General features: G+C 51.8%; 20 protein-coding genes. 7 read left to right on the top strand and 13 right to left on the bottom strand.

Annotation, left to right across the window (positions count from 1 at the left end):
• Positions 1–41 precede the first annotated feature (41 nt).
• The gene (gene thiI / locus O1V65_RS14330; protein ID WP_017489822.1) at positions 42–1,490 is read left to right on the top strand and encodes a tRNA uracil 4-sulfurtransferase ThiI; all 1,449 of its coding nucleotides are present in this window, start codon (positions 42–44) and stop codon (positions 1,488–1,490) included.
• A 97-nt stretch (positions 1,491–1,587) separates the two neighbouring features.
• Here the strand turns inward: thiI and O1V65_RS14325 are convergent, their stop codons facing one another.
• The 5 genes from O1V65_RS14325 to O1V65_RS14305 form a co-directional block, all read right to left on the bottom strand.
• Positions 1,588–2,307: an acid phosphatase gene (locus O1V65_RS14325; RefSeq protein WP_420066655.1), complete on the bottom strand. Its 720-nt coding sequence runs from the start codon at positions 2,305–2,307 to the stop codon at positions 1,588–1,590.
• Positions 2,308–2,447: 140 nt separating this feature from the next.
• Positions 2,448–2,861 carry a hypothetical protein gene (locus tag O1V65_RS14320; protein WP_165429743.1) on the bottom strand — a complete coding sequence of 138 codons (414 nt, stop codon included), beginning with the start codon at positions 2,859–2,861 and terminating at the stop codon, positions 2,448–2,450.
• Positions 2,862–2,979: 118 nt separating this feature from the next.
• Entirely contained in the window at positions 2,980–3,570 is a 591-nt protein-coding gene (gene yajL, locus O1V65_RS14315) for a protein deglycase YajL (RefSeq protein WP_017489819.1), read from the bottom strand.
• Complete coding sequence (panE, locus tag O1V65_RS14310) at positions 3,530–4,444, bottom strand: 2-dehydropantoate 2-reductase (protein WP_017489818.1); 915 nt, start codon at positions 4,442–4,444, stop codon at positions 3,530–3,532. Before panE ends, yajL begins: the two co-directional genes overlap by 41 nt.
• A 175-nt stretch (positions 4,445–4,619) precedes the next feature.
• Entirely contained in the window at positions 4,620–5,168 is a 549-nt protein-coding gene (locus O1V65_RS14305) for a helix-turn-helix domain-containing protein (RefSeq protein WP_017489817.1), read from the bottom strand.
• A 102-nt stretch (positions 5,169–5,270) separates the two neighbouring features.
• Here O1V65_RS14305 and O1V65_RS14300 point away from each other — a divergent pair, with 102 nt between their 5' ends.
• The 3 genes from O1V65_RS14300 to O1V65_RS14290 all read left to right on the top strand — a co-directional run bounded on the left by O1V65_RS14300 (position 5,271) and on the right by O1V65_RS14290 (position 6,890).
• Positions 5,271–5,960, top strand: a complete 690-nt coding sequence (locus O1V65_RS14300; RefSeq protein ID WP_084912007.1) for an AzlC family ABC transporter permease — start codon at positions 5,271–5,273, stop codon at positions 5,958–5,960.
• Entirely contained in the window at positions 5,957–6,280 is a 324-nt protein-coding gene (locus O1V65_RS14295; RefSeq protein WP_017489815.1) for an AzlD domain-containing protein, read from the top strand. Before O1V65_RS14300 ends, O1V65_RS14295 begins: the two co-directional genes overlap by 4 nt.
• Before the next feature lie 118 nt (positions 6,281–6,398).
• Positions 6,399–6,890, top strand: a complete 492-nt coding sequence (locus tag O1V65_RS14290) for a YajQ family cyclic di-GMP-binding protein (protein ID WP_017489814.1) — start codon at positions 6,399–6,401, stop codon at positions 6,888–6,890.
• An 84-nt stretch (positions 6,891–6,974) separates the two neighbouring features.
• On the opposite strand, the gene O1V65_RS14285 is transcribed toward O1V65_RS14290, so the two are convergent.
• The 8 genes from O1V65_RS14285 to O1V65_RS14250 form a co-directional block, all read right to left on the bottom strand.
• Positions 6,975–8,405: an MFS transporter gene (locus tag O1V65_RS14285; RefSeq protein WP_225741563.1), complete on the bottom strand. Its 1,431-nt coding sequence runs from the start codon at positions 8,403–8,405 to the stop codon at positions 6,975–6,977.
• Between the two features lie 144 nt (positions 8,406–8,549).
• Positions 8,550–9,437: a heme o synthase gene (gene cyoE / locus O1V65_RS14280; RefSeq protein ID WP_017489812.1), complete on the bottom strand. Its 888-nt coding sequence runs from the start codon at positions 9,435–9,437 to the stop codon at positions 8,550–8,552.
• Positions 9,438–9,454: 17 nt separating this feature from the next.
• Positions 9,455–9,787 carry a cytochrome o ubiquinol oxidase subunit IV gene (locus O1V65_RS14275; RefSeq protein WP_017489811.1) on the bottom strand — a complete coding sequence of 111 codons (333 nt, stop codon included), beginning with the start codon at positions 9,785–9,787 and terminating at the stop codon, positions 9,455–9,457.
• Positions 9,784–10,398: a cytochrome o ubiquinol oxidase subunit III gene (locus tag O1V65_RS14270; RefSeq protein ID WP_017489810.1), complete on the bottom strand. Its 615-nt coding sequence runs from the start codon at positions 10,396–10,398 to the stop codon at positions 9,784–9,786. Before O1V65_RS14270 ends, O1V65_RS14275 begins: the two co-directional genes overlap by 4 nt.
• Complete coding sequence (gene cyoB, locus O1V65_RS14265; protein ID WP_017489809.1) at positions 10,388–12,379, bottom strand: cytochrome o ubiquinol oxidase subunit I; 1,992 nt, start codon at positions 12,377–12,379, stop codon at positions 10,388–10,390. Before cyoB ends, O1V65_RS14270 begins: the two co-directional genes overlap by 11 nt.
• A gap of 4 nt (positions 12,380–12,383) precedes the next feature.
• A complete protein-coding gene (cyoA, locus tag O1V65_RS14260; RefSeq protein WP_017489808.1) occupies positions 12,384–13,337 on the bottom strand; it encodes a cytochrome o ubiquinol oxidase subunit II in 954 nt (317 codons plus the stop codon).
• 546 nt (positions 13,338–13,883) lie between these two features.
• Positions 13,884–15,362 carry a muropeptide MFS transporter AmpG gene (ampG, locus tag O1V65_RS14255; RefSeq protein WP_017489807.1) on the bottom strand — a complete coding sequence of 493 codons (1,479 nt, stop codon included), beginning with the start codon at positions 15,360–15,362 and terminating at the stop codon, positions 13,884–13,886.
• Positions 15,363–15,494: 132 nt separating this feature from the next.
• Entirely contained in the window at positions 15,495–16,073 is a 579-nt protein-coding gene (locus tag O1V65_RS14250; RefSeq protein ID WP_026110240.1) for a lipoprotein, read from the bottom strand.
• 314 nt (positions 16,074–16,387) lie between these two features.
• On the opposite strand from O1V65_RS14250, the gene bolA reads away from it, so the two are divergent.
• The 3 genes from bolA (at position 16,388) to clpP (ending at position 19,373) form a co-directional block, all read left to right on the top strand.
• Entirely contained in the window at positions 16,388–16,702 is a 315-nt protein-coding gene (bolA, locus tag O1V65_RS14245) for a transcriptional regulator BolA (RefSeq protein ID WP_017489805.1), read from the top strand.
• A 316-nt stretch (positions 16,703–17,018) separates the two neighbouring features.
• The gene (gene tig / locus O1V65_RS14240; protein ID WP_269129823.1) at positions 17,019–18,323 is read left to right on the top strand and encodes a trigger factor; all 1,305 of its coding nucleotides are present in this window, start codon (positions 17,019–17,021) and stop codon (positions 18,321–18,323) included.
• 420 nt (positions 18,324–18,743) lie between these two features.
• On the top strand, positions 18,744–19,373 hold the full coding sequence (gene clpP, locus O1V65_RS14235) for an ATP-dependent Clp endopeptidase proteolytic subunit ClpP (protein ID WP_017489803.1): 630 nt from the start codon (positions 18,744–18,746) through the stop codon (positions 19,371–19,373).
• Positions 19,374–19,404 lie beyond the last annotated feature (31 nt).

The following is a 19,404-nucleotide window of genomic DNA, read 5'->3' as shown; positions in this document are numbered from 1 at the left end:
ACTTACGACCCAGTATTCTCACCCGCTAACAAAAGAATGCCATGAAGTTTATCATTAAATTGTTCCCAGAAATCACCATCAAGAGCCAATCTGTGCGTTTGCGCTTCATTAAGATACTTGCAAGCAGCATTCGTAACGTTGTGAAGAGCAGCGATGAGACCCTGGCCGTCGTGCGCCACTGGGATCATATCGAAGTTCGCAGCAAAGACGAAAGCAAACATGACCAGATTGTTGAATTGCTCTGCCGCATTCCCGGTATCCATCACGTACTGGAGGTCGAAGACCGCCCGTTTAATGATGTTCACCATATTTTCGAGCAGACGCTGGAAGCCTACCGCGAAGAGCTCGAAGGTAAAACCTTCTGCGTGCGCGTTAAACGTCGTGGCAAGCACAGTTTCAGCTCTGGCGACGTAGAGCGCTACGTCGGCGGCGGCCTGAATCAGCATATCGCGTCGGCCAAGGTTGATCTGACCAGCCCGCAAGTCACCGTTAAGCTCGAAATCAACGATGACCAGCTGGTGCTTATCAAGCGCCGCTATCAGGGCCTGAGCGGATACCCTATCGGCACGCAGGAAGACGTCATGTCACTGATTTCCGGTGGCTTTGACTCCGGCGTCTCTAGCTACATGCTGATGCGTCGCGGCAGCCGCGTGCATTACTGCTTCTTTAATCTGGGCGGTTCCGCGCATGAAATCGGTGTGAAACAGGTCGCTTATTATCTGTGGAACCGCTTCGGCAGCTCGCACCGCGTACGCTTTATCTCTATCGATTTCGAACCGGTGGTTGGCGAAATCCTCGAAAAGATCGAAGACGGTCAGATGGGCGTCGTGCTCAAGCGTATGATGGTTCGCGCCGCCTCTGCCATTGCCGAGCGCTACGGTGTGCAGGCCTTGGTGACAGGGGAAGCACTTGGCCAGGTATCAAGCCAAACGTTGTCCAACCTGCGACTGATCGATAACGCGACCGATACCCTTATCCTGCGCCCGCTAATTTCTCATGACAAGCAGCACATCATCGATATCGCCCGCGAAATCGGCACCGAGGACTTTGCGAAAACCATGCCTGAATACTGCGGCGTGATTTCCAAAAGCCCGACCGTAAAAGCGATTAAAGCAAAAATCGAAGCCGAAGAAGCGCTATTTGATTTCTCGATTCTGGAAAAAGTCATTTCCGAAGCCAAGAATCAGGATATTCGCACCATTGCCGAAGAGTCGCAGCAGGAAGTGGCCGAAGTCGAAACCGTGGCCGATTTTGCCGCGACCGACGTCGTGCTGGATATCCGAGCACCGGACGAACAGGAAGAGAATCCGCTGCAGCTTGAAGGGGTTGAAACAGCGGTGCTTCCGTTCTACAAACTCGGCGGCGCTTTTGGCTCGCTCGACCAGAGTAAGACCTACCTGCTTTACTGCGATCGTGGGGTGATGAGCCGCCTACAGGCGCTTTATCTGCACGAGCAGGGCTATAAAAATGTGAAGGTTTATCGTCCATAGGCCATCAGCGCTGAGTGCGATAACGAGGTAGAAAAAGGGATTGCCGTGGCAATCCCTTTTTTATGCGCAGATTTTAGCAATCCGGTCCCGGGCAGGGTTACTTTGCGTTTTGCCGCAGTTTGGCGATTTCTTCTTTAGCTTTCGCCAGCTGGCTGACGAACTGTGGGTTGTTGTGCAGTCGGGCGACGACCGCCGACGACACGACGCGCGCCGCATCGACGTCACTCTGCCAGTGATAGCCGCAAATCACGCGGCTTTGGCCCAGTTCGAAGCCACGTTTGAGGATCTCGTTTTGGCGCGTTGGATTAATTTCTGCCAGCACCAACGCAATCGACCAGCCGATGGCGGTATGGCCTGACGGGTAGGATCCGTTCTTGGCGAGCTTGCTTTCATCATCCGGGCGGCAGGTAGGTTCGTGGAAGAAGGCGAAAGGACGAATACGGTTATATTTTTCCTTGGCGGATTTGGTGGCATAGTCTCCGGCGTCTTCCTTCATGGTGGCGATGAGCTCATAGATTGCCGGGGTATTCTGCTCGGTTATCTCGAAGCCGAACGGGGTGGAGAAGTTTTTGGTGACGTTATCGGCCGACGAGTCGGCGTCGCTGTAGGCTTGTGTGCCGCGTGGGGTGTTACGCAGGTATTTGCCCTGCTCGTAGGCAGCTTTATCGGCCTGGAAGGCCACGCTGTCAAAGGCCGGAGGCGGCGGGAGTAGCTGCACGCTGTCGGCGGTGTCTTGCAGCGTCAGATAATGCTTGTCAGCGGCCTGCACGTAGCCGGTCAGTACCAGACTGATTAACAGGGCAGAGGTCAGTTTTATCACGTTTTATTTCCCTATCGTGTTTAAAAGATGCTTTAAATTTCGAAACATTTGGAAATAAAATGATATCAACCGCCAGACTTACTGCAACGGAGAAGACTATTGATTGTGATGGCGCTCCCGTTAACCGGTTTATGTTTCTACTCTATGGCAGTATCAGGCCAAATTTGCTGCTTAATCAGATCCACGTAGCACCACATAAGAGCGTTAGAAACTTCGGTAAATTCCTGTATTAGCGCTTCATTTTGGCCCAGCATGTAGGCTTCTCTACTCACGCTATCAATCTTTTTGACCAGTTTTGTGCCCCAGCTAGATGTCGCAAGCAAATTGTTTTTGCAGGCAACAATTTCGATGTTTTTCAGCACCTCTTTCGCGCGGGTGCATTTTTTCTGAAGGTTTTGTGTGTTGCTGTGTATGGCCGCCATGCTGAGATACAGTCCGTCGATTCTGGCGGTCATCAGGATGCACGTCTGAGCTATCTCGGAATTAAAATAGCCTGGAGGATTGGGGCAGTCCGGCAAAGAGGAGGGGAGAATAGGGGGGATAATCATCACGATAACCTCTTGAAAAGAGATAATTATAATCCCTTTATATTGAGTCGCTTTTATCTTTCGCTCAATCCTCAAAATCAGTTAATCCGCAGCGCCAGAGCATGGCGCTGCGGATCAAGATTCAGTCTTGATAGTTGTGTACACCCGGGTAAAGCACCAACTGCGAGGCGACCTCGGCGGCTTTAGCTTTGCCCATCAGCAAGTCAATCATTTTAAGCGCGAATTCGATCGACGTGCCCGGCCCCTGGCTGGTCAGCAGGTTGACGCGCGGGTCGAACATTACGCGTTTATCCATCCACTTATCAGGTGACACCTTGTCCTTCAGGCCGGGGAAACCGGTCATATTGCCGACCGGGAAAAGGTCATGATATTCCAGCACCAGCGCGGGTGCGGCGCAGATAGCGGCAACCAGTTTTCCGGTGACGTTAACGTGGCGTACCTTTTCGACCAGCAGCGGACTGTCGCGAAAACATTCTGCACCTTTCAGGCCACCGGGCAGCACGATGGCGTCAAATTCTTCGTCTGCGACGTCAACCAGTGCGACGTCGGCGAGGATTTTCACGCCGCGCGAACAGCGGATCTCAAGGTTGCCATCACCCGCCACGCTGGCGGTGGTGACGTTAACCCCGGCGCGAACCAGCAGGTCTATCGCGGTGACGGCTTCCAGTTCTTCACTGCCAGGTGCCAGACATACCAGAGCCGAAACGCTCATAATCACTTTCCTTTCTTTTAATCATTTCGAATAATTTATTGTTCATCGGCAGCTGCAAACCGTGGCTGCGACCACGACGCAAAACGTAACCGGTGATGTAGTCAACCTCGGTGTGACGTTGGGTGCGAATGTCCTGCAACATCGAGGAATGGTTGGCCGAGGTAGTATCGATAACCTGATAAACATAGCTCAGCAGCGACTCTTTGTGGGTCTGATAGCCTTCAATTGCCATGACTTCTGCCACTTCACCGCAGATGCTTTCAATCATCTCACCGTGCGCTATGAGGTCGCCGTTGGTACAGTTATACACCGCAGTCAAAGGATTGATCACGCAGTTTACCGCCAGTTTATTCCACAGTGACGGCAGAATATTGTCGTGCCACGCGACGTCAGGCAGGGCGCTGTGCAGAGGATCGGCCAGGTAGCTTGCCCCCGCACCGCGCTGATTTGCCGGACCGATATGCGTGATGCCCGCCGCGACGTGAATAATCGCATTTCCTTCGTGTCGCGCCGCGTGGGTCGTCGCTCCCAGTAGAATCGGCTGGCGATGTGCTGGGAGTTCATCGACGGTTCCCATACCGTTGTGCAGCAGCAGTACGCTGCAGTTTTCGTTGAGCTTTGGCAGCAGCGTACCGAGCGCGCTGGATACCTGCCAGGCTTTCAGCGTCACGATAAGCAACTCGCTGTCGGCTAAATGCTGGGGATCGTTGGTCGGCAAATTACGATTGAACGCGGTGCCGTCGGGAGAGATGACGTTGACGGCGCAGAACGGTTGTGGAATGCGTACCCATCCTTGCACGTCGTGCCCCTGCTGGTACAGCGTCGAGAGCCAGAGTTGGCCCAGCGCGCCACACCCCAAAACACTAATCTTCATCTTTGCTCCTATTTACCCCCGCAGCTTTCGCGCCGCCGCCTTGCCGCCACACAAAATCTACCGGAGTACAGACAGTGTCCCAAAATCAAAAGAGACGTTGGAATGTTGCCAAAACGTTAAATCTATACCTCAAGTATAGTCTTTTGTGGGCCAGGTCACACTTTTGCTGCAAACATTAATTCTGCTCGGAGATGAGGATGGCATGGGTGTTGGGTTCTAACGCTTTGAAAACGTGAGGTTGATCGCCTGGGTAACAGATATAGTCGCCGGGATTCAGTTCGGTAGCTGAATCGGTTGGGCCAACCAGCGCCCGGCCCTGAGTCACGATCAGATGTTCAATCGAGCCGGGAGAGTGCGGATGCGAATGGCGGTCTTCACCCGGCTGGGTGATCAGTTGATAGATATCTCTTCTCGCACCCGGTGGGCAGGTGGCTAAGAGTATCGCCTTGTAATGCGCCATCTCTGCGGTCACCGACGGTCCTTCGCCAAAACGAATCACTTGCGAAGTGCTGACTTCCTGTTCCATCAAGCGGGCGAAGGGAATATCCAACGCCACGCACAGGGACCACAGGGTCTCGATGCTGGGATTGCCGTTCCCTGACTCCAGCTGTGACAGCGTGGATTTTGCTATCCCGGCGCGGCGAGAGATCTCGGCCAGCGACAGGCCGGTGCGCTGGCGTTCGCGTACGAGTGCTTTGGCAATAATGCTGATGGGTTGCGTCATAGTGGCCACCGGTGTTTTTTATATCGAACGATCGTTCGTCTTGTAAGTTTGCTGTGAATTGTTCATTATAACAGCCTTCGCGTTCGATATGGGATAGGTATGATGCGTGTTAGCTGGATTTCACCGCTGGGCGGTGATGTTATCAAGGCCATTGCACTGGTGTGTCTGGCCGACGGAATTGTTGGCATTTCTTATGGCTCGATGGCGACGGCCGTTGGTTTCCCGCTGTGGGTGCCAATGACGCTGTCGCTGTTGGTGCTGGCCGGTGCCTCGGAGTTTCTGTTTATCAGTATCGTCGCGGGCGGCGGTAGCCCGTTTGCGGCAGCGGCGGCCGGGCTCTTAGTCAATGCGCGTCATCTGCCGTTTGGCATGGCGGTAAAAGATTTGATTGACAGTGAGGACGCAGCGCGTCAAGGGCTGGCCTATCGACTGCTGGGGTGCCACATCATGAACGATGAAAGCGTGGTGTTTGGCGTGTCGCAGAAAAGTCCGGCGAAAAGCCGTGCCGCCTATTGGCTCTGCGGGTTGGGGATCGTAGTTTGCTGGCCGCTTGGGGTATTGATTGGTGGAACCCTCGGCACAATGATTCCTGATATCAAGGTGATTGGCCTCGATGCGGTGTTCCCCGCCATTCTGGTTGCCTTGACGGCATCGGCACTTAAACATCGGCAAACGCTGCGCCGTGCTCTGACCGGCATGGCGTTGTCTCTGGCTGCGGTGCCGCTGGTGCCCGCGGGCCTGCCGGTGCTGTTTTCACTGTTTGGCCTGGCGCTGTGGAGGCGACACAAATGACCGAACATGGCCTGATTATCGCCGGAATTGCGGTGTTGGCGACCGGAACCTATCTGCTACGACTGGCGGGATTTCGTCTCGGCAGTCGCCTGACGCTCTCCCCTGGGGCGAACGCATTGCTTGGCGACGCGGCGACGACGTTATTATTGGCGGTAGCCGCGGTAGCAACCCTTTATGAGGGGGGCGGATTCGCGGGGTATGCCCGTCCTGTCGGCGTGGCGGTCGCCGCATTTCTTGCCTGGCGTAAAAAGCCGTTGATTGTGGTGATTCTGGTTGCCGCAGCCGTGAGCGCTGGACTGCGCCAAATTGGCTTAAAATAGTCCTAAAAACTGCTAACGACGTCAGTTTGTGTCGCCTGCTTTTGGCAATGTTCAGGGAAGACGGTATCATGTCTGCCATCGCAGAGTACGTACAAATAAATTTAAGGGAGAAGCGACAATGCCATCTTTCGATATTGTTTCTGAAATTGATATGCAGGAAGTTCGCAACGCGGTCGAAAACGCGACCCGCGACCTGGCTAACCGTTGGGATTTTCGTAATGTCGAAGCCAGCTTCGAGTTAAACGAGAAAGACGAGAGCATCAAGGTTGCCAGCGTTTCTGATTTTCAGGTTGAGCAGCTGCTAGACATCCTGCGCGCTGCCTTGCTGAAGCGCAGCATTGAAGGCGGTGCGTTGGAGATTCCGAAAGAGATGACCCACAGCGGCAAAACCTACAGCGTTGATGCCAAGCTGCATTCCGGCATCGAAAGTGCGCTGGCGAAGAAGATTGTAAAGCTGATTAAAGACAGCAAGCTGAAGGTTCAGGCGCAGATTCAGGGTGACGAAGTTCGCGTAACCGGTAAGGCGCGCGATGATTTGCAGGCCGTGATGGCGCTGGTGCGCGGTGGGGATTTGGGACAGCCGTTCCAGTTCAAGAACTTCCGCGACTAAAACGGGCTTTCCCCGCCTTTATTCTGCGGGGGAAAGTAGAAGGGGGAGACGCTGTTTCAGCGCGGCTCCCCCCTTTATCTCTCATCAGGCCTGGCTAACGAACGCCTCTAATGCCTGTCGATTTGTCTGCTTGGTATCCACCTTCACGTAGGCGCTCAGCTCTTCCGCTACCACGACCACGTCGGCTACGCCCGGCTGCGATTTCATGCGCGTTGCCAGCGTTGCGTCTTTCGCCACATCTTCAGACAGCGTAATACGCAGGCTGCTGACGTAAGGCGGTTCAGACATCGTGGCACTCACAAAGAACCAGACTACGGCAATCGCCGCACAGGCCATGAATACGGCACCGGCACCGGCATGACCGAAGATAAAGCCGCCGAGGCTACCGCCGATTGCCACGCCGATAAACTGGCTCGTCGAGTAAAGACCCATCGCGGTACCTTTATAGCCCGCAGGGGATTCCTTACTGATAAGCGACGGCAGAATGGCTTCCATCACGTTGAAGGCCAGGAAGAACAGCTGAATCCCGGTAATGATCGCCCACAGATGAAGACCGGCAGCCCACAGCACCAGCTCTGCCAGCAGCAGCACCGCGACGCAGCCCATGAACACCTGCTTCATGTGGCGCTTTTTCTCGGCGTAAATGATAACCGGGATCACGGCAACGAATGAGGTCAGCATGGTGACCAGATAGACGCGCCAGTGTTCACTCGGTGGGAATCCAGCCTTTTCCATCACCTGCGGTAGGACCACGAAGCTCGACATCAACAGGATGTGCAGGCAAAGGATGCCAAAGTTGAGTTTCAGCAGTTTCCCGTTGGTCAGCACCTTGCCGAAGCTGCCTTTCACCACGCTCGATTCACGATTGAGCAGGTGAGTCGCAGGGGAGGGGACCACGGTCAGAGTAATGACGATGCCACAAAGGGTCAGAACCGCAATCGCCCAAAACAGTGCGTGCAGGCCCCAGGCATGGGTAATGATCGGGCCGAGTACCATCGCAATGGCGAAAGTAATCCCGAAGCTGATGCCGATGAACGCCATTGCTTTGGTCCGGTTCTGCTCGCGGGTCAGGTCGGACATCAGCGCCATCACGGCAGCGGCTATCGCCCCGGAGCCCTGGAGTGCGCGTCCGATAATGACGCCCCAGATAGAGTGGGTGCTGGCTGCTATCACGCTACCGGCGGTGAAGATAAGCAGCCCGAATACGATAAGCGGTTTGCGCCCGATGCGGTCAGAAAGCAGGCCGAACGGGATCTGGAAGATGGCCTGGGCCAGTCCGTAGATACCGATGGCAATACCGATGAGTGTTTCGCTTGCGCCGGCTAATGACATGCCGTAAGTGGTTAGAACCGGGAGAACCATAAACATGCCGAGCATGCGAAGTGAAAATACTGTCCCTAGTCCCCAGGTCGCCCGACTTTCCTGACGGGTCATTTGGTTATCGTTCATTGCTACCTCAAAATTACAAACAACGACATTGTAGTGTCTTTTTTGTGTGCAGGTAAATTGCTGGATGTTTAGCAGATATTTCAGGTTTCTCAAGGAGGGCTGAAAAATTAATTATACAACGAAACGCACAGGTAAAGAGGGGACTAAAAAAGCTTAAAAAAAATGGCCGGTCAAGACCGGCCATTTCTCATTTGACGTTAACCGCCGAGCTTACCAAACGTAGGTCAGTAAGCTGCTCGGTGCTGCCGCGTTAAAGTCGATAGACATCATGACACTCAGTGACGTGATGGCAACGATGGAGAAAACAAACAGCTTTCTTGCCCATACGATGTCATTTTCAGTTTTGTATCCGCGCAGTGCCATGCCCAGCCACCAAACGCTTACCGCTGCTGCAACAATCAGGTATTTATAACCTGCGTAGCCACTCAGGGTCAGCATCAGTGTGGCAATCATAAAGGCCAGGATCCAGACCGTAATATGATGCTTGGCAACCGCAACGCCTTTAACAACCGGAAGAACCGGGATATTCGCTGCCTGATAATCTTTGAAGCGGAAGATGGCAATCGCATAGGAATGCGGCATCTGCCACAGGCTAAAGATCAGTAACAGGATCAACGCACCGGTATCGAACTGGCCGCTGACGGCACAGTATCCGATAACCGGCGGCGCAGCGCCGGATAAGCTACCAATCAGCGTGCCGTAGACGGATTTGCGTTTCATGTACAGGCTATAAATCCCAACATAAACCACAAAGCCCATCACTGCTAACCACATAGACAGCGGGTTAGCACCAACATACAGCAACGCAAAGCCTAAAATACCCAGGAGAGTAGCGTAAACCAGGGTGGTTTTCGGCGGTATAAGTCCTTTTACCAGAACTCGGTTCTTCGTTCTTTCCATTACCTTGTCAATGTCGCGGTCTATGTAGTTGTTAAACACACAGCCCGATGCGACGACCAACGAGACGCCAACAAACGCAGCGAGAAAGAGAGGGAAGTCGATGCTTCCTTTGGAAGCAAGGAGGAATCCCCCGACGACAGAAATTAAATTACCGAAAATAATTCCTGGCTTAGTTACTTGCAGGTATTTCTTAATCATCACATGCAGCTCGGCTTTTAACTGACCATCATATTGAGGTTGAGGTTATACATAATCCACAGTGAGCCCACAACGACGATAAAGATAATCACAGCGGTGAACAGGAACGCAATCAGGTTCCAACGTCCTTCAGATGATGTATTCATGTGCAGGAAATACACCAGGTGAACAACGATCTGGATTACTGCCGACGCAACGACTGTCCCCAGGATGAGTGAGTGAGAGGCAGTACCGCTCATTACCATCGCAAATGGGATAACCGTCAAAATTACCGACAGCACAAAGCCAATCATGTACGACTTGACGCTACCGTGGCTTGCACCGCCGTGAGAGGTTGCTGAATGACTCATGACAGGACTCCCAACAGATAGACAACGGTGAATACACAAATCCAGACTACGTCAAGGAAGTGCCAGAACAGGCTCAGACACATCAGGCGCGTTTGGTTCACGGCGGTCAGACCGCGGCGGCTAACTTGAACAATCATGGTGATTATCCAAATCAGACCGACGGTTACGTGCAGACCGTGCGTGGCAACCAGGGTAAAGAATGCAGACAGGAAACCACTGCGCTGCGGGCCGTAACCTTCGACAATCAGGTGGTGGAACTCGGTGAGCTCCATCCCGATAAAGCCGAGACCAAACAGGAAGGTGATGAACAGCCAGCCTTTAACGGCGCCTGCTTTACCTTTGCTCATGTTCAGCATTGCGAAGCCGTAAGTAATAGAACTTAACAGCAGGCAGAAGGTTTCAACCAACACAAACTTCAGGTCGAAAATGTCTTTACCAGAGGGACCGCCAGCGGTCCCGTTCATCAGTACTGCGTAGGTTGCAAACAGGCTTGCAAACAACACGCAGTCGCTCATCAGGTAGATCCAGAAGCCGAAGACTTTGGTCTCACCCGCATCGTGGTGCCCATGATCGTCATGGGCCGCATGGTTAGTCAGAGAATCAGTTGACATGTTTCACGCCCGCTTTGCTGATATTTTCATAATGTTGGTTTTCGATACGTTCAACTTCTTCAACTGGAACGTAGTAATCAACATCCTCGTCGAAGCTTTTCCAGATCCAGGTGATGACGATGCCAAGCAGGCCAACGACGACTAACCACCACATGTCCCAGATTGCTGCGAAACCGAAGGCCAGGCTGAACACGGAGATAACAAAGCCCGCGCCGCTGTTTTTAGGCATATGAATTTTTTCATATTTAGCCGGTTTCTTGTAAGCAGTGCCTTTCTCTTTCATGTCCCAGAACTCATCACGGTCGTGTACGTGTGGCACGATAGCGAAGTTGTAGAACGGAGGAGGAGAAGAGGTTGCCCACTCCAGGGTACGTGCACCCCACGGGTCACCGGTCAGGTCACGGTTCTGCTCACGGTCACGGATAGAAACGTAGAACATGATGAAGATACACGCGATACCACAGGCGATCAGTGCTGCACCGCCAGCGGCCACAACCAGCAAGGTGTGGAACTGCGGGTCAATGTTTTGGCTCAGACGACGGGTCATCCCCATAAAGCCCAGTGCATACAGCGGCATAAAGGCAACGAAGAAACCGATAATCCAGAACCAGAACGCACGCACGCCCCATTTCTCGTTCAGCGTGAAGCCGAAGGATTTAGGGAACCAGTAAGTCAGACCTGCGAAGCAACCAAATACCACACCGCCGATAATAACGTTATGGAAGTGAGCAATCAGGAACAGACTGTTGTGCAATACGAAGTCAGCGCCAGGTACTGCCAGCAGAACGCCGGTCATACCACCCACAGAGAAGGTGATGATGAAGCCGATGGTCCACAACATTGCTGCGTTCAGCGTAATACGACCCTGGTACATGGTGAACAGCCAGTTGAAGATTTTTACCCCTGTTGGGATAGAAATGATCATCGTCATGATACCGAAGAAGGCATTGACGTTAGCGCCTGAACCCATGGTGAAGAAGTGGTGCAGCCAAACAATGAACGCCAGCAAAGTAATGGCAATGGTTGCCCATACTAATGAGGTGTAACCAAACAGGCGTTTCTTGGAGAAGGTCGCAGTAACTTCAGAGAACACACCGAACACAGGCAGAATCAGAATGTACACTTCCGGATGGCCCCAGGCCCAAATCAGGTTGATGTACATCATCATGTTGCCGCCCATATCATTGGTGAAGAAATGGGTGCCCACGTAGCGGTCAAGAGTCAGCAGTGCAATAGTCACAGTCAGGATCGGGAACGAAATGATGATCAGGACGTTAGTACACAGCGCGGCCCAGGTGAACACTGGCATCTTCATCAGAGGCATGCCTGGCGCGCGCATCTTCAGAATAGTGGTGAAGAAGTTAACGCCGGTCAACAAGGTCCCGATACCGGATATCTGTAGACTCCATATCCAGTAGTCGACCCCCACGCCAGGGCTGTATTCCTTACCTGACAACGGCGGATAGGCCAGCCAGCCAGTCTGTGCGAACTCACCAATACCCAGAGAGATGTTGATCAGTACCACAGCAACGGCGGTGAACCAGAAGCTGATGTTGTTCAGGAACGGGAAAGCAACGTCGCGCGCACCGATTTGTAGCGGTACAACTACGTTCATTAGACCGATAACGAAAGGCATCGCCATGAAGAAGATCATGATTACGCCGTGCGCGGTAAAGATCTGGTCGTAGTGGTGCGGCGGCAGGAAGCCGGGACTACCCTCAGATGCCAGCACCTGCTGGCTACGCATCATGATGGCATCGGCAAAGCCACGGATAAGCATGACAATCGCAAGGATGATGTACATGATACCCAGTTTTTTATGGTCAACAGAGGTAATCCACTCTGACCACAGATATTTCCATTTACCGAAATAGGTAATTGCCGCTAACAGGGCGAGACCGCCCACGATGATAGCGCCAACGGTGACCATAACGATTGGTACGTCAAATGGAATGTCACTTAGCGTTAGTTTTCCGAACATCTTATTATTCCCCGGCTCCGGCAGTGTGAGACTTATCACCCATATCCATGCCCTTCATGTCTGTGCCTGCTGGCATAGGCATTGTCTGGCCTGTTGACATGTTCATGTCATGTGAATATTGATGAATGATCTCTTTAAACAAGTCTGGCTGAACGGTAGAGAAGTATTCGACTGGGTTGTCGATACTGTCCGCGGCCAATTTCTTGAAATCATCTGGTGTTGCGAGCTGATTCGGAGCTTGCTTAACTTTCGCAACCCACGCATCAAAATCGGCACGGGTAGGTGTTGCAATAGCGTTGAACTTCATACCAGAGAAGCCGCGACCACTGTAGTTTGCCGAGATGCCTTTATAGGTACCAGCCTCGTTTGCAATCAAGTGCAACTGAGTCTGCATACCGGCCATCGCGTAAATCTGTCCACCTAACTGCGGGATAAAGAAGGAGTTCATAACAGAGTTAGACGTTACTTTGAACTGAACAGGCACATCTTTAGGAATAACCAGTTCATTAACCGTTGCGATACCCTGCTCTGGATAAATAAACAACCATTTCCAGTCGAGTGAGACGACTTCTACGGTCATTTGTTTTTCATTGCTAACGATAGGTTTGAAAGGATCAAGCTGGTGTGTGGTTTTCCAGGTTATCGTTGCCAGGATGGCAATAATGATAATTGGAATGGTCCATACCACGGCTTCCACTTTGTTGGAGTGTGACCAATTTGGACTGTACTTAGCGTTTGTATTAGAAGCGCGATACTTCCATGCAAAAGCAAAAGCCATCACGATCACTGGTATAACGACGATCAGCATTAAGCCGATGGCTGTCAGTATCAGCGTCCGCTGCTCCAGTCCAATTGCTCCCTTGGGATCCATAATTGCCGTATTGCAACCACTTAACATTACAGTGGATGCAAATATAGACAACATCCCAATACTTTTATTGTATTTCTTAAGTCTCATCTAACGACCTCAATAACAGGGCTCTATTGTCGCTTCATGTGTACGGGCATTTTACGGGAAGGTTACGGTACTGTAAACACGCTTAAAGCTGTGTAAATGCCCGTCCCACACTTTATGTTAACGTGGTCACACATGTTACGTGAAGTGACAATTTCTGAATGGCAACAATGCCTTGCGCTATTTTCATTCGCTATGACGAGAAAAAACAAGGCGTAGCAAGGGAATGGATATTTAGTGCCTTTTTTAAATGTTTATGCTAGGTATAAATTATGTAAACAGAATGTTGAAATTGAGTGAAATTAAATTTAATAAAAAGATTAAAAAAAGGTCAGAATGAAACAAGGTGTAAATGGTTAATATTTTTTTATTTATGTTAAGAGGTTTATTGATCCAGATCAGGGTAAATCAGGATATTAACCAAATAACAACAAGAATTCCCCAGGATACACAACATTTATGTCGCCTGGAGAAGGGGGGATTGATGGCGTTTTGGACGCGAATGACAAAAACAGTGTAGAGGAGATTATGGATCGTGCCAGGCAAACGCTAAATTTTTTCCTGGCGGCGCAGGGCGAGGAAGTCCAGCACGCTGCCGAGTACGATGCCAAGCAGGCAAAGCAGGGCGCCCAGCTGGACGGTTTTACCGGCAAGCGTCGCCAGATGCGTCCAGTCTAATCCGTCGGTAATCAGCATGACCACCCACAGCGCTAACAATAAACTGCCCGTCAGCAACAAACGTAACGCCCAACGATATGAGCCTGCGAAATGCACTCGCGGCAAGAAGCTGTCCGTGCGCTGGGTATATTCCAGCGTCTGACGACACATAGCCAGCAACAGCAAGCCAGGAACGGCGGCAACAATTGAGAAGAGATAAAACGCCGACCAGCCGTTCGCCTCGACAAACCATCCGGCAATCGGGCCTACGTAGACCCTACCCACCGCCGAAAGCGCCGACAGCAACGCGAACTGCGTCGCCGAAAACGATTTGTTGCACAGTGCCATCAATAGTGCGACGAAGGCTGCCGTGCCCATGCCACCGCACAGGTTTTCGAAAAAGATGGCGGTGCCCATCGAATAGAGATGTTTGTCGGTGACGGCGAGTATCCAGTAACCGGCGTTCGACGCGCCCTGTAAAATCCCGAACAGCATTAATGCGCGAAACAGGCTGAGACGCTGCATCAGTACGCCGCCAAGCAGTGCACCGAAGATAGTCGCCAGTAATCCCAGCGTCTTGTTGACCAGCCCGACTTCTCCGGCGTCAAAGCCGACGCCGCGAATCAGGAACGTGGTGCTCAGGCTACCGGCGAAGGCGTCACCCAGCTTGTACATCACGATAAGCAGCAGGATGAGCCAGGCGTTATTGCGCCCGAAAAAGTCTTTCAGCGGGGCGACGACCGCCATCTCGAGCGTCGCGGGTACGGGCTGATGAATATCAGGCTCAGGGGCAAACAGCGTTGCCGCGACGCCAATCAGCATCAGCACGGCCATCAGCCAGTAGGTATGTTGCCAACCCAGATAACGGTCGGCCAGCCACAGCGCCAGCCCGCCCGACACCAGCATGGCCAACCGATAGCCGAGCACCGACACCGCCGCACCGTTGCCGCGCTCTTCCGCGCTCAGCAGGTCAGTTTTATAGGCGTCGAACACAATATCCTGCGACGCCGACGCGAAGGCAATCAGCACCGCCAGCGCTGCCAGCCAGAACAGGCTGCTTTTAGGATCCATGTAACCCATGGCAAAAATAGCCAGCACCAGTAACAGCTGAGTGATGATGAGCCAGCCGCGGCGTCGGCCAAAGAACGACGGCGTGTAGCGGTCCATCATCGGCGACCAGAGGAATTTGAACACATAGGCCTGACCGACCAGGGAGAAAATGCCGATAGTCTTGAGGTCGAGGTTTTCGACCGTCATCCACGCCTGAAGGGTGCCCGAGGTCAGCGCGAGCGGTAAGCCGGATGCAAAGCCTAAAAGGAGCAAAATCGCGGTATTACGTTGGGTAAAGATAGTGAAGTACTGTTTTAGCATGGCATCCGTGTTCCTGCAGGCCGTTAAAGAGGGGGGCTGAGGGCATCATAAAGGATAAACGCGGAGAATAAAGGAGGGATTGGGCAGAGGAATCAAAAGGTTCTGCCCGGCATGGCCGGGCAGAGGGCAGGATTAGTGCGAGTTGGCTTTGATAAAGTCGCTCACGCTGGTGTCCTGTGCCATGTCGGAGATGACGTCACCCAACGCAGTGTTAACGACGTTGGTGATTTTAGCGTCGGTCGCAGTGAATGCGCCCTGCACGTTATAAGTCGTGTTGTAGTTCTTGACCTGTTTGTTGCCATTCTTCGCGGTAGCGATGATGGAAATGTCGGCCTTGGTGGTGATGTTGTAGCGTAGGTTGCCTTCCTGAACGTCGGCATACAGGCGGTTAACCACGATTTGCAGGTCTACCGCGCCATCAGGACCAATCATGTAGCCGCGTGCGGTCATCTGTTTTTCCAGCGCTTCTTGCAGCAGGAAACGCAGATCGCGTGACGGTGTCAGGGAGACCAGCTGGCCGTCGCGGTTCACTTTCGCGAGTGCCTTGTCTTGACGCATGTCGGCGCCGTTAATGCTGATAGTCACACCCATCAGGGTTGGATCCTGCGTTGGCAGGGCAATTTTCGGGGAAATGTTCAGTGTGTTGCTGCTGGTAGCACAACCTGCAAGCATAAAGACTGCCAGTACAGGGAAAAGAATTTTCTTCAACATGGTCATTTTCTCAATTTTCCATCTTTTCAAGATAAAAAGTTAGCGTGTTTTGATTGTAGAATGGGCAGCATCATAGCATTGCCACCGTTTAGCGTGCCATGGGATTGGACCTCGGAAATAGGTAATTTATCGCCGGTGAGCAAAAAAATAGTCATAAGAAGTTCTAATCTGCATCTCAAACGACTATTTTGTTCACATAAGTAATATTTTCTTGGTGAAAGTAAGAATAATACAGAAAACAGCCTATTATTTAGTATCAGACGGCGAAATAGTTGGGCGCAGTTCTCTGTAAGACGTGTTTTAAGGAGATGGCTATGATTCGCGAGCAAATAGAAGCAAAGTTAGCTGCAGCGTTTGAACCAACGCACTTGGACGTAACCGATGAGAGTTATCGCCACAATGTTCCGGCAGGATCCGAAAGCCACTTTAAGGTGGTGATGGTGAGCGATAAGTTCGTTGGCGAACGCTTTTTGTCGCGCCATCGTTCAATTTATTCAGTTCTAACGGAAGAACTGGCGGGCAGCGTTCACGCGCTGGCGCTACACACCTACACGCTGAAAGAGTGGGAAGGCCTGCAGGATACGGTGCCAGCTTCTCCGCCGTGCCGAGGTGCAGGCACACTTGCCTGAAATAGCGTATTTTCAGCAAAATCGTCACTAAAACCCTATTAATCGACAGTATCTCTGGAACTTTGCCCCCGAGATGCGGTATTAGTAGAGGCGAATTTTGAAACGGCCTGCGGGCCGTTTTTTATTTTGGGGTTTGTTGTTGAGGTTTTTGGTTTTAAGACACGCGTCCTCGACTCGCAGCGGTTGCGCCGCTATAATGTCGCGTCTTATTTTTCCGGAATGGTTTCGGGACTTCCTCGAATACTGAATCAGGGTTCTGCATGAAGCGAGCCGGTTCGGGGTTGACCGAGCACTGTGATTTTTTTGAGGTAACAAGATGCAAGTTTCTGTTGAAACCACTCAAGGCCTTGGTCGCCGTATCGCTATTACTGTTCCTGCTGAAAGCATTGAGAAAGCAGTAAAAAGCGAGCTGGCTAAAGCGTCTAAAACTGTACGTATTGACGGCTTCCGCAAGGGCAAAGTACCACACCACATCATCGAACAACGTTATGGCGCAAGCGTTCGCCAGGACGTTCTGAGCGATCTGATGCAGCGCAGCTTCGTTGATGCAATCATCAAAGAAAAAATCAACCCGGCTGGCGCACCGAACTATGTTCCGGGCGAATACAAACTGGGCGAAGATTTCAACTTCACCGTTGAATTCGAAGTTTATCCAGAAGTTGAACTGAAAGATCTGGAAAGCATCGAAGTAGAAAAACCAGTTGTTGAAGTTAACGAATCTGACGTTGACACCATGCTGGAAACTCTGCGCAAGCAGCAGGCTGATTGGAAAGAAACCGACGCAGCCGTTCAGGCTGAAGATCGCGTTACCGTTGATTTCTCTGGTTCCATCGACGGTGAAGAATTCGAAGGCGGCAAAGCCTCTGACTTCGTACTGGCAATGGGCCAGGGCCGCATGATCCCAGGCTTCGAAGAAGGTCTGGTAGGTCATAAAGCCGGTGAAGAATTCACCATCGACGTAAACTTCCCAGAAGATTACCACGCTGAAAACCTGAAAGGTAAAGCGGCCAAGTTCACTATCGTTCTGAAGAAAGTTGAAGAGCGTGAGCTGCCAGAACTGACTGAAGAATTCATCAAGCGTTTCGGCGTGGCTGATGGTTCTGTAGAAGGTCTGCGTGCTGAAGTGCGTAAAAACATGGACCGTGAGCTGAAAGGCGCAGTGCGTAACCGCATCAAGTCTCAGGCAATCGAAGGTCTGGTTAAAGCTAACGAAATCGACGTGCCTGCTGCCCTGATCGACAGCGAAATCGACGTTCTGCGTCGCCAGGCTGCACAGCGTTTCGGTGGCAACGAGAAACAGGCTCTGGAACTGCCACGTGAGCTGTTCGAAGAGCAAGCTAAGCAACGCGTTGTTGTTGGCCTGCTGTTGGGTGAAGTTATCAGCCAGCACGAACTGAAAGCTGACGAAGATCGCGTTAAAGCGCTGATCGAAGAGATGGCTTCTGCGTACGAAGAACCGTCAGAAGTTATCGAGTTCTACAGCAAAAACAAAGAGCTGATGAACAACATGCGTAACGTCGCGCTGGAAGAACAAGCCGTCGAGACCCTGCTGTCTAAAGCTAAAGTGACTGAGAAAGCCACGACCTTTACCGAACTGATGAACCAGACTACCCCAGCTTAAGTTTTCGCTGCGGTTAACTGTTTTATCCTGGTATCAAGCCCGTAGTTTGCACTACGGGCTTTTTTATTGCATGTTCAAAGCTGAAAGGTAATTTTTAGCTCTTTCGTGCACTACATTTTCTTCGCTTTGCACTATATTTATCAGCGTGATAACCGAAAAATCGCCAGCCAGTACAATAATTGAGCTGTTTGATCACTCAATGATTCGCGAGGAGAAAAGAATTTCACCAGAGGCTTGAAATCTTGTCCTTGCCCCCCAATTGTCTTGTGCTACAAGGGTAACTTTGCTGTTAGCTTCTGACTGATAACAACCGTCAGCCGTGTATGTGGCGACTTGGCCGCTTGAGCATAGTCATCATCGCTTATCTCAAGTAGAATCGGTTTCAACTCGCGCTAAAGAGAATTCTATTAGGAGACGGTTATGTCATACAGTGGTGAAAGAGAACAATTTGCGCCAAACATGGCCTTAGTACCGATGGTTGTAGAGCAGACTTCACGTGGTGAGCGCTCTTATGATATTTTTTCCCGTCTGCTGAAGGAACGTATCATCTTCCTGACCGGACAGGTTGAAGACCAAATGGCTAACCTGATTGTGGCCCAGATGCTGTTTCTGGAAGCCGAAAACCCGGAGAAAGATATTTACCTTTATATCAACTCACCGGGCGGCGTTATCACCGCAGGGATGTCTATTTATGACACCATGCAATTCATCAAGCCCGATGTCAGCACCATCTGTCTAGGCCAGGCGTGCTCTATGGGCTCGTTCCTGCTGACCGCAGGTGCCAAGGGCAAGCGTTTCGCGCTGCCAAACTCGCGCGTGATGATTCACCAGCCATTGGGCGGTTTCCAGGGCCAGGCGACGGACATCGACATCCACGCCAGAGAGATCCTGAAGGTTAAAAACCGTATGAATACGCTGATGGCGCAACATACGGGCAAATCTCTTGAAGAAATAGAGCGTGACACTGAGCGAGATCGTTTCCTGTCAGCCGACGAAGCTGTAGAGTATGGCTTAGTCGATAAGGTAATGACTCATCGCGGCGAACTCTAATCGGCAATTTTCTGCTGACGCGATGGTCTAT

The organism is Rouxiella badensis, assembly GCF_026967515.2.
In the GTDB taxonomy this organism is placed as follows: Bacteria; Pseudomonadota; Gammaproteobacteria; order Enterobacterales; family Enterobacteriaceae; genus Rouxiella; species Rouxiella badensis.
Note: the sequence above shows the minus strand (reverse complement) of the source record. Positions and strands in the feature narration are given on the sequence as shown.

Bases quoted from the DNA above. Each gene is read 5' to 3' on its own strand.
- thiI (WP_017489822.1), top strand. From the start codon at position 42: ATGAAGTTTATCATTAAATTGTTCCCAGAAATCACCATCAAGAGCCAA.
- yajL (WP_017489819.1), bottom strand. From the start codon at position 3,570: ATGAGCGTTTCGGCTCTGGTATGTCTGGCACCTGGCAGTGAAGAACTG.
- panE (WP_017489818.1), bottom strand. From the start codon at position 4,444: ATGAAGATTAGTGTTTTGGGGTGTGGCGCGCTGGGCCAACTCTGGCTC.
- O1V65_RS14305 (WP_017489817.1), bottom strand. From the start codon at position 5,168: ATGACGCAACCCATCAGCATTATTGCCAAAGCACTCGTACGCGAACGC.
- O1V65_RS14300 (WP_084912007.1), top strand. From the start codon at position 5,271: ATGCGTGTTAGCTGGATTTCACCGCTGGGCGGTGATGTTATCAAGGCC.
- O1V65_RS14295 (WP_017489815.1), top strand. From the start codon at position 5,957: ATGACCGAACATGGCCTGATTATCGCCGGAATTGCGGTGTTGGCGACC.
- O1V65_RS14290 (WP_017489814.1), top strand. From the start codon at position 6,399: ATGCCATCTTTCGATATTGTTTCTGAAATTGATATGCAGGAAGTTCGC.
- cyoE (WP_017489812.1), bottom strand. From the start codon at position 9,437: ATGATTAAGAAATACCTGCAAGTAACTAAGCCAGGAATTATTTTCGGT.
- O1V65_RS14275 (WP_017489811.1), bottom strand. From the start codon at position 9,787: ATGAGTCATTCAGCAACCTCTCACGGCGGTGCAAGCCACGGTAGCGTC.
- O1V65_RS14270 (WP_017489810.1), bottom strand. From the start codon at position 10,398: ATGTCAACTGATTCTCTGACTAACCATGCGGCCCATGACGATCATGGG.
- cyoB (WP_017489809.1), bottom strand. From the start codon at position 12,379: ATGTTCGGAAAACTAACGCTAAGTGACATTCCATTTGACGTACCAATC.
- cyoA (WP_017489808.1), bottom strand. From the start codon at position 13,337: ATGAGACTTAAGAAATACAATAAAAGTATTGGGATGTTGTCTATATTT.
- ampG (WP_017489807.1), bottom strand. From the start codon at position 15,362: ATGCTAAAACAGTACTTCACTATCTTTACCCAACGTAATACCGCGATT.
- O1V65_RS14250 (WP_026110240.1), bottom strand. From the start codon at position 16,073: ATGTTGAAGAAAATTCTTTTCCCTGTACTGGCAGTCTTTATGCTTGCA.
- bolA (WP_017489805.1), top strand. From the start codon at position 16,388: ATGATTCGCGAGCAAATAGAAGCAAAGTTAGCTGCAGCGTTTGAACCA.
- tig (WP_269129823.1), top strand. From the start codon at position 17,019: ATGCAAGTTTCTGTTGAAACCACTCAAGGCCTTGGTCGCCGTATCGCT.
- clpP (WP_017489803.1), top strand. From the start codon at position 18,744: ATGTCATACAGTGGTGAAAGAGAACAATTTGCGCCAAACATGGCCTTA.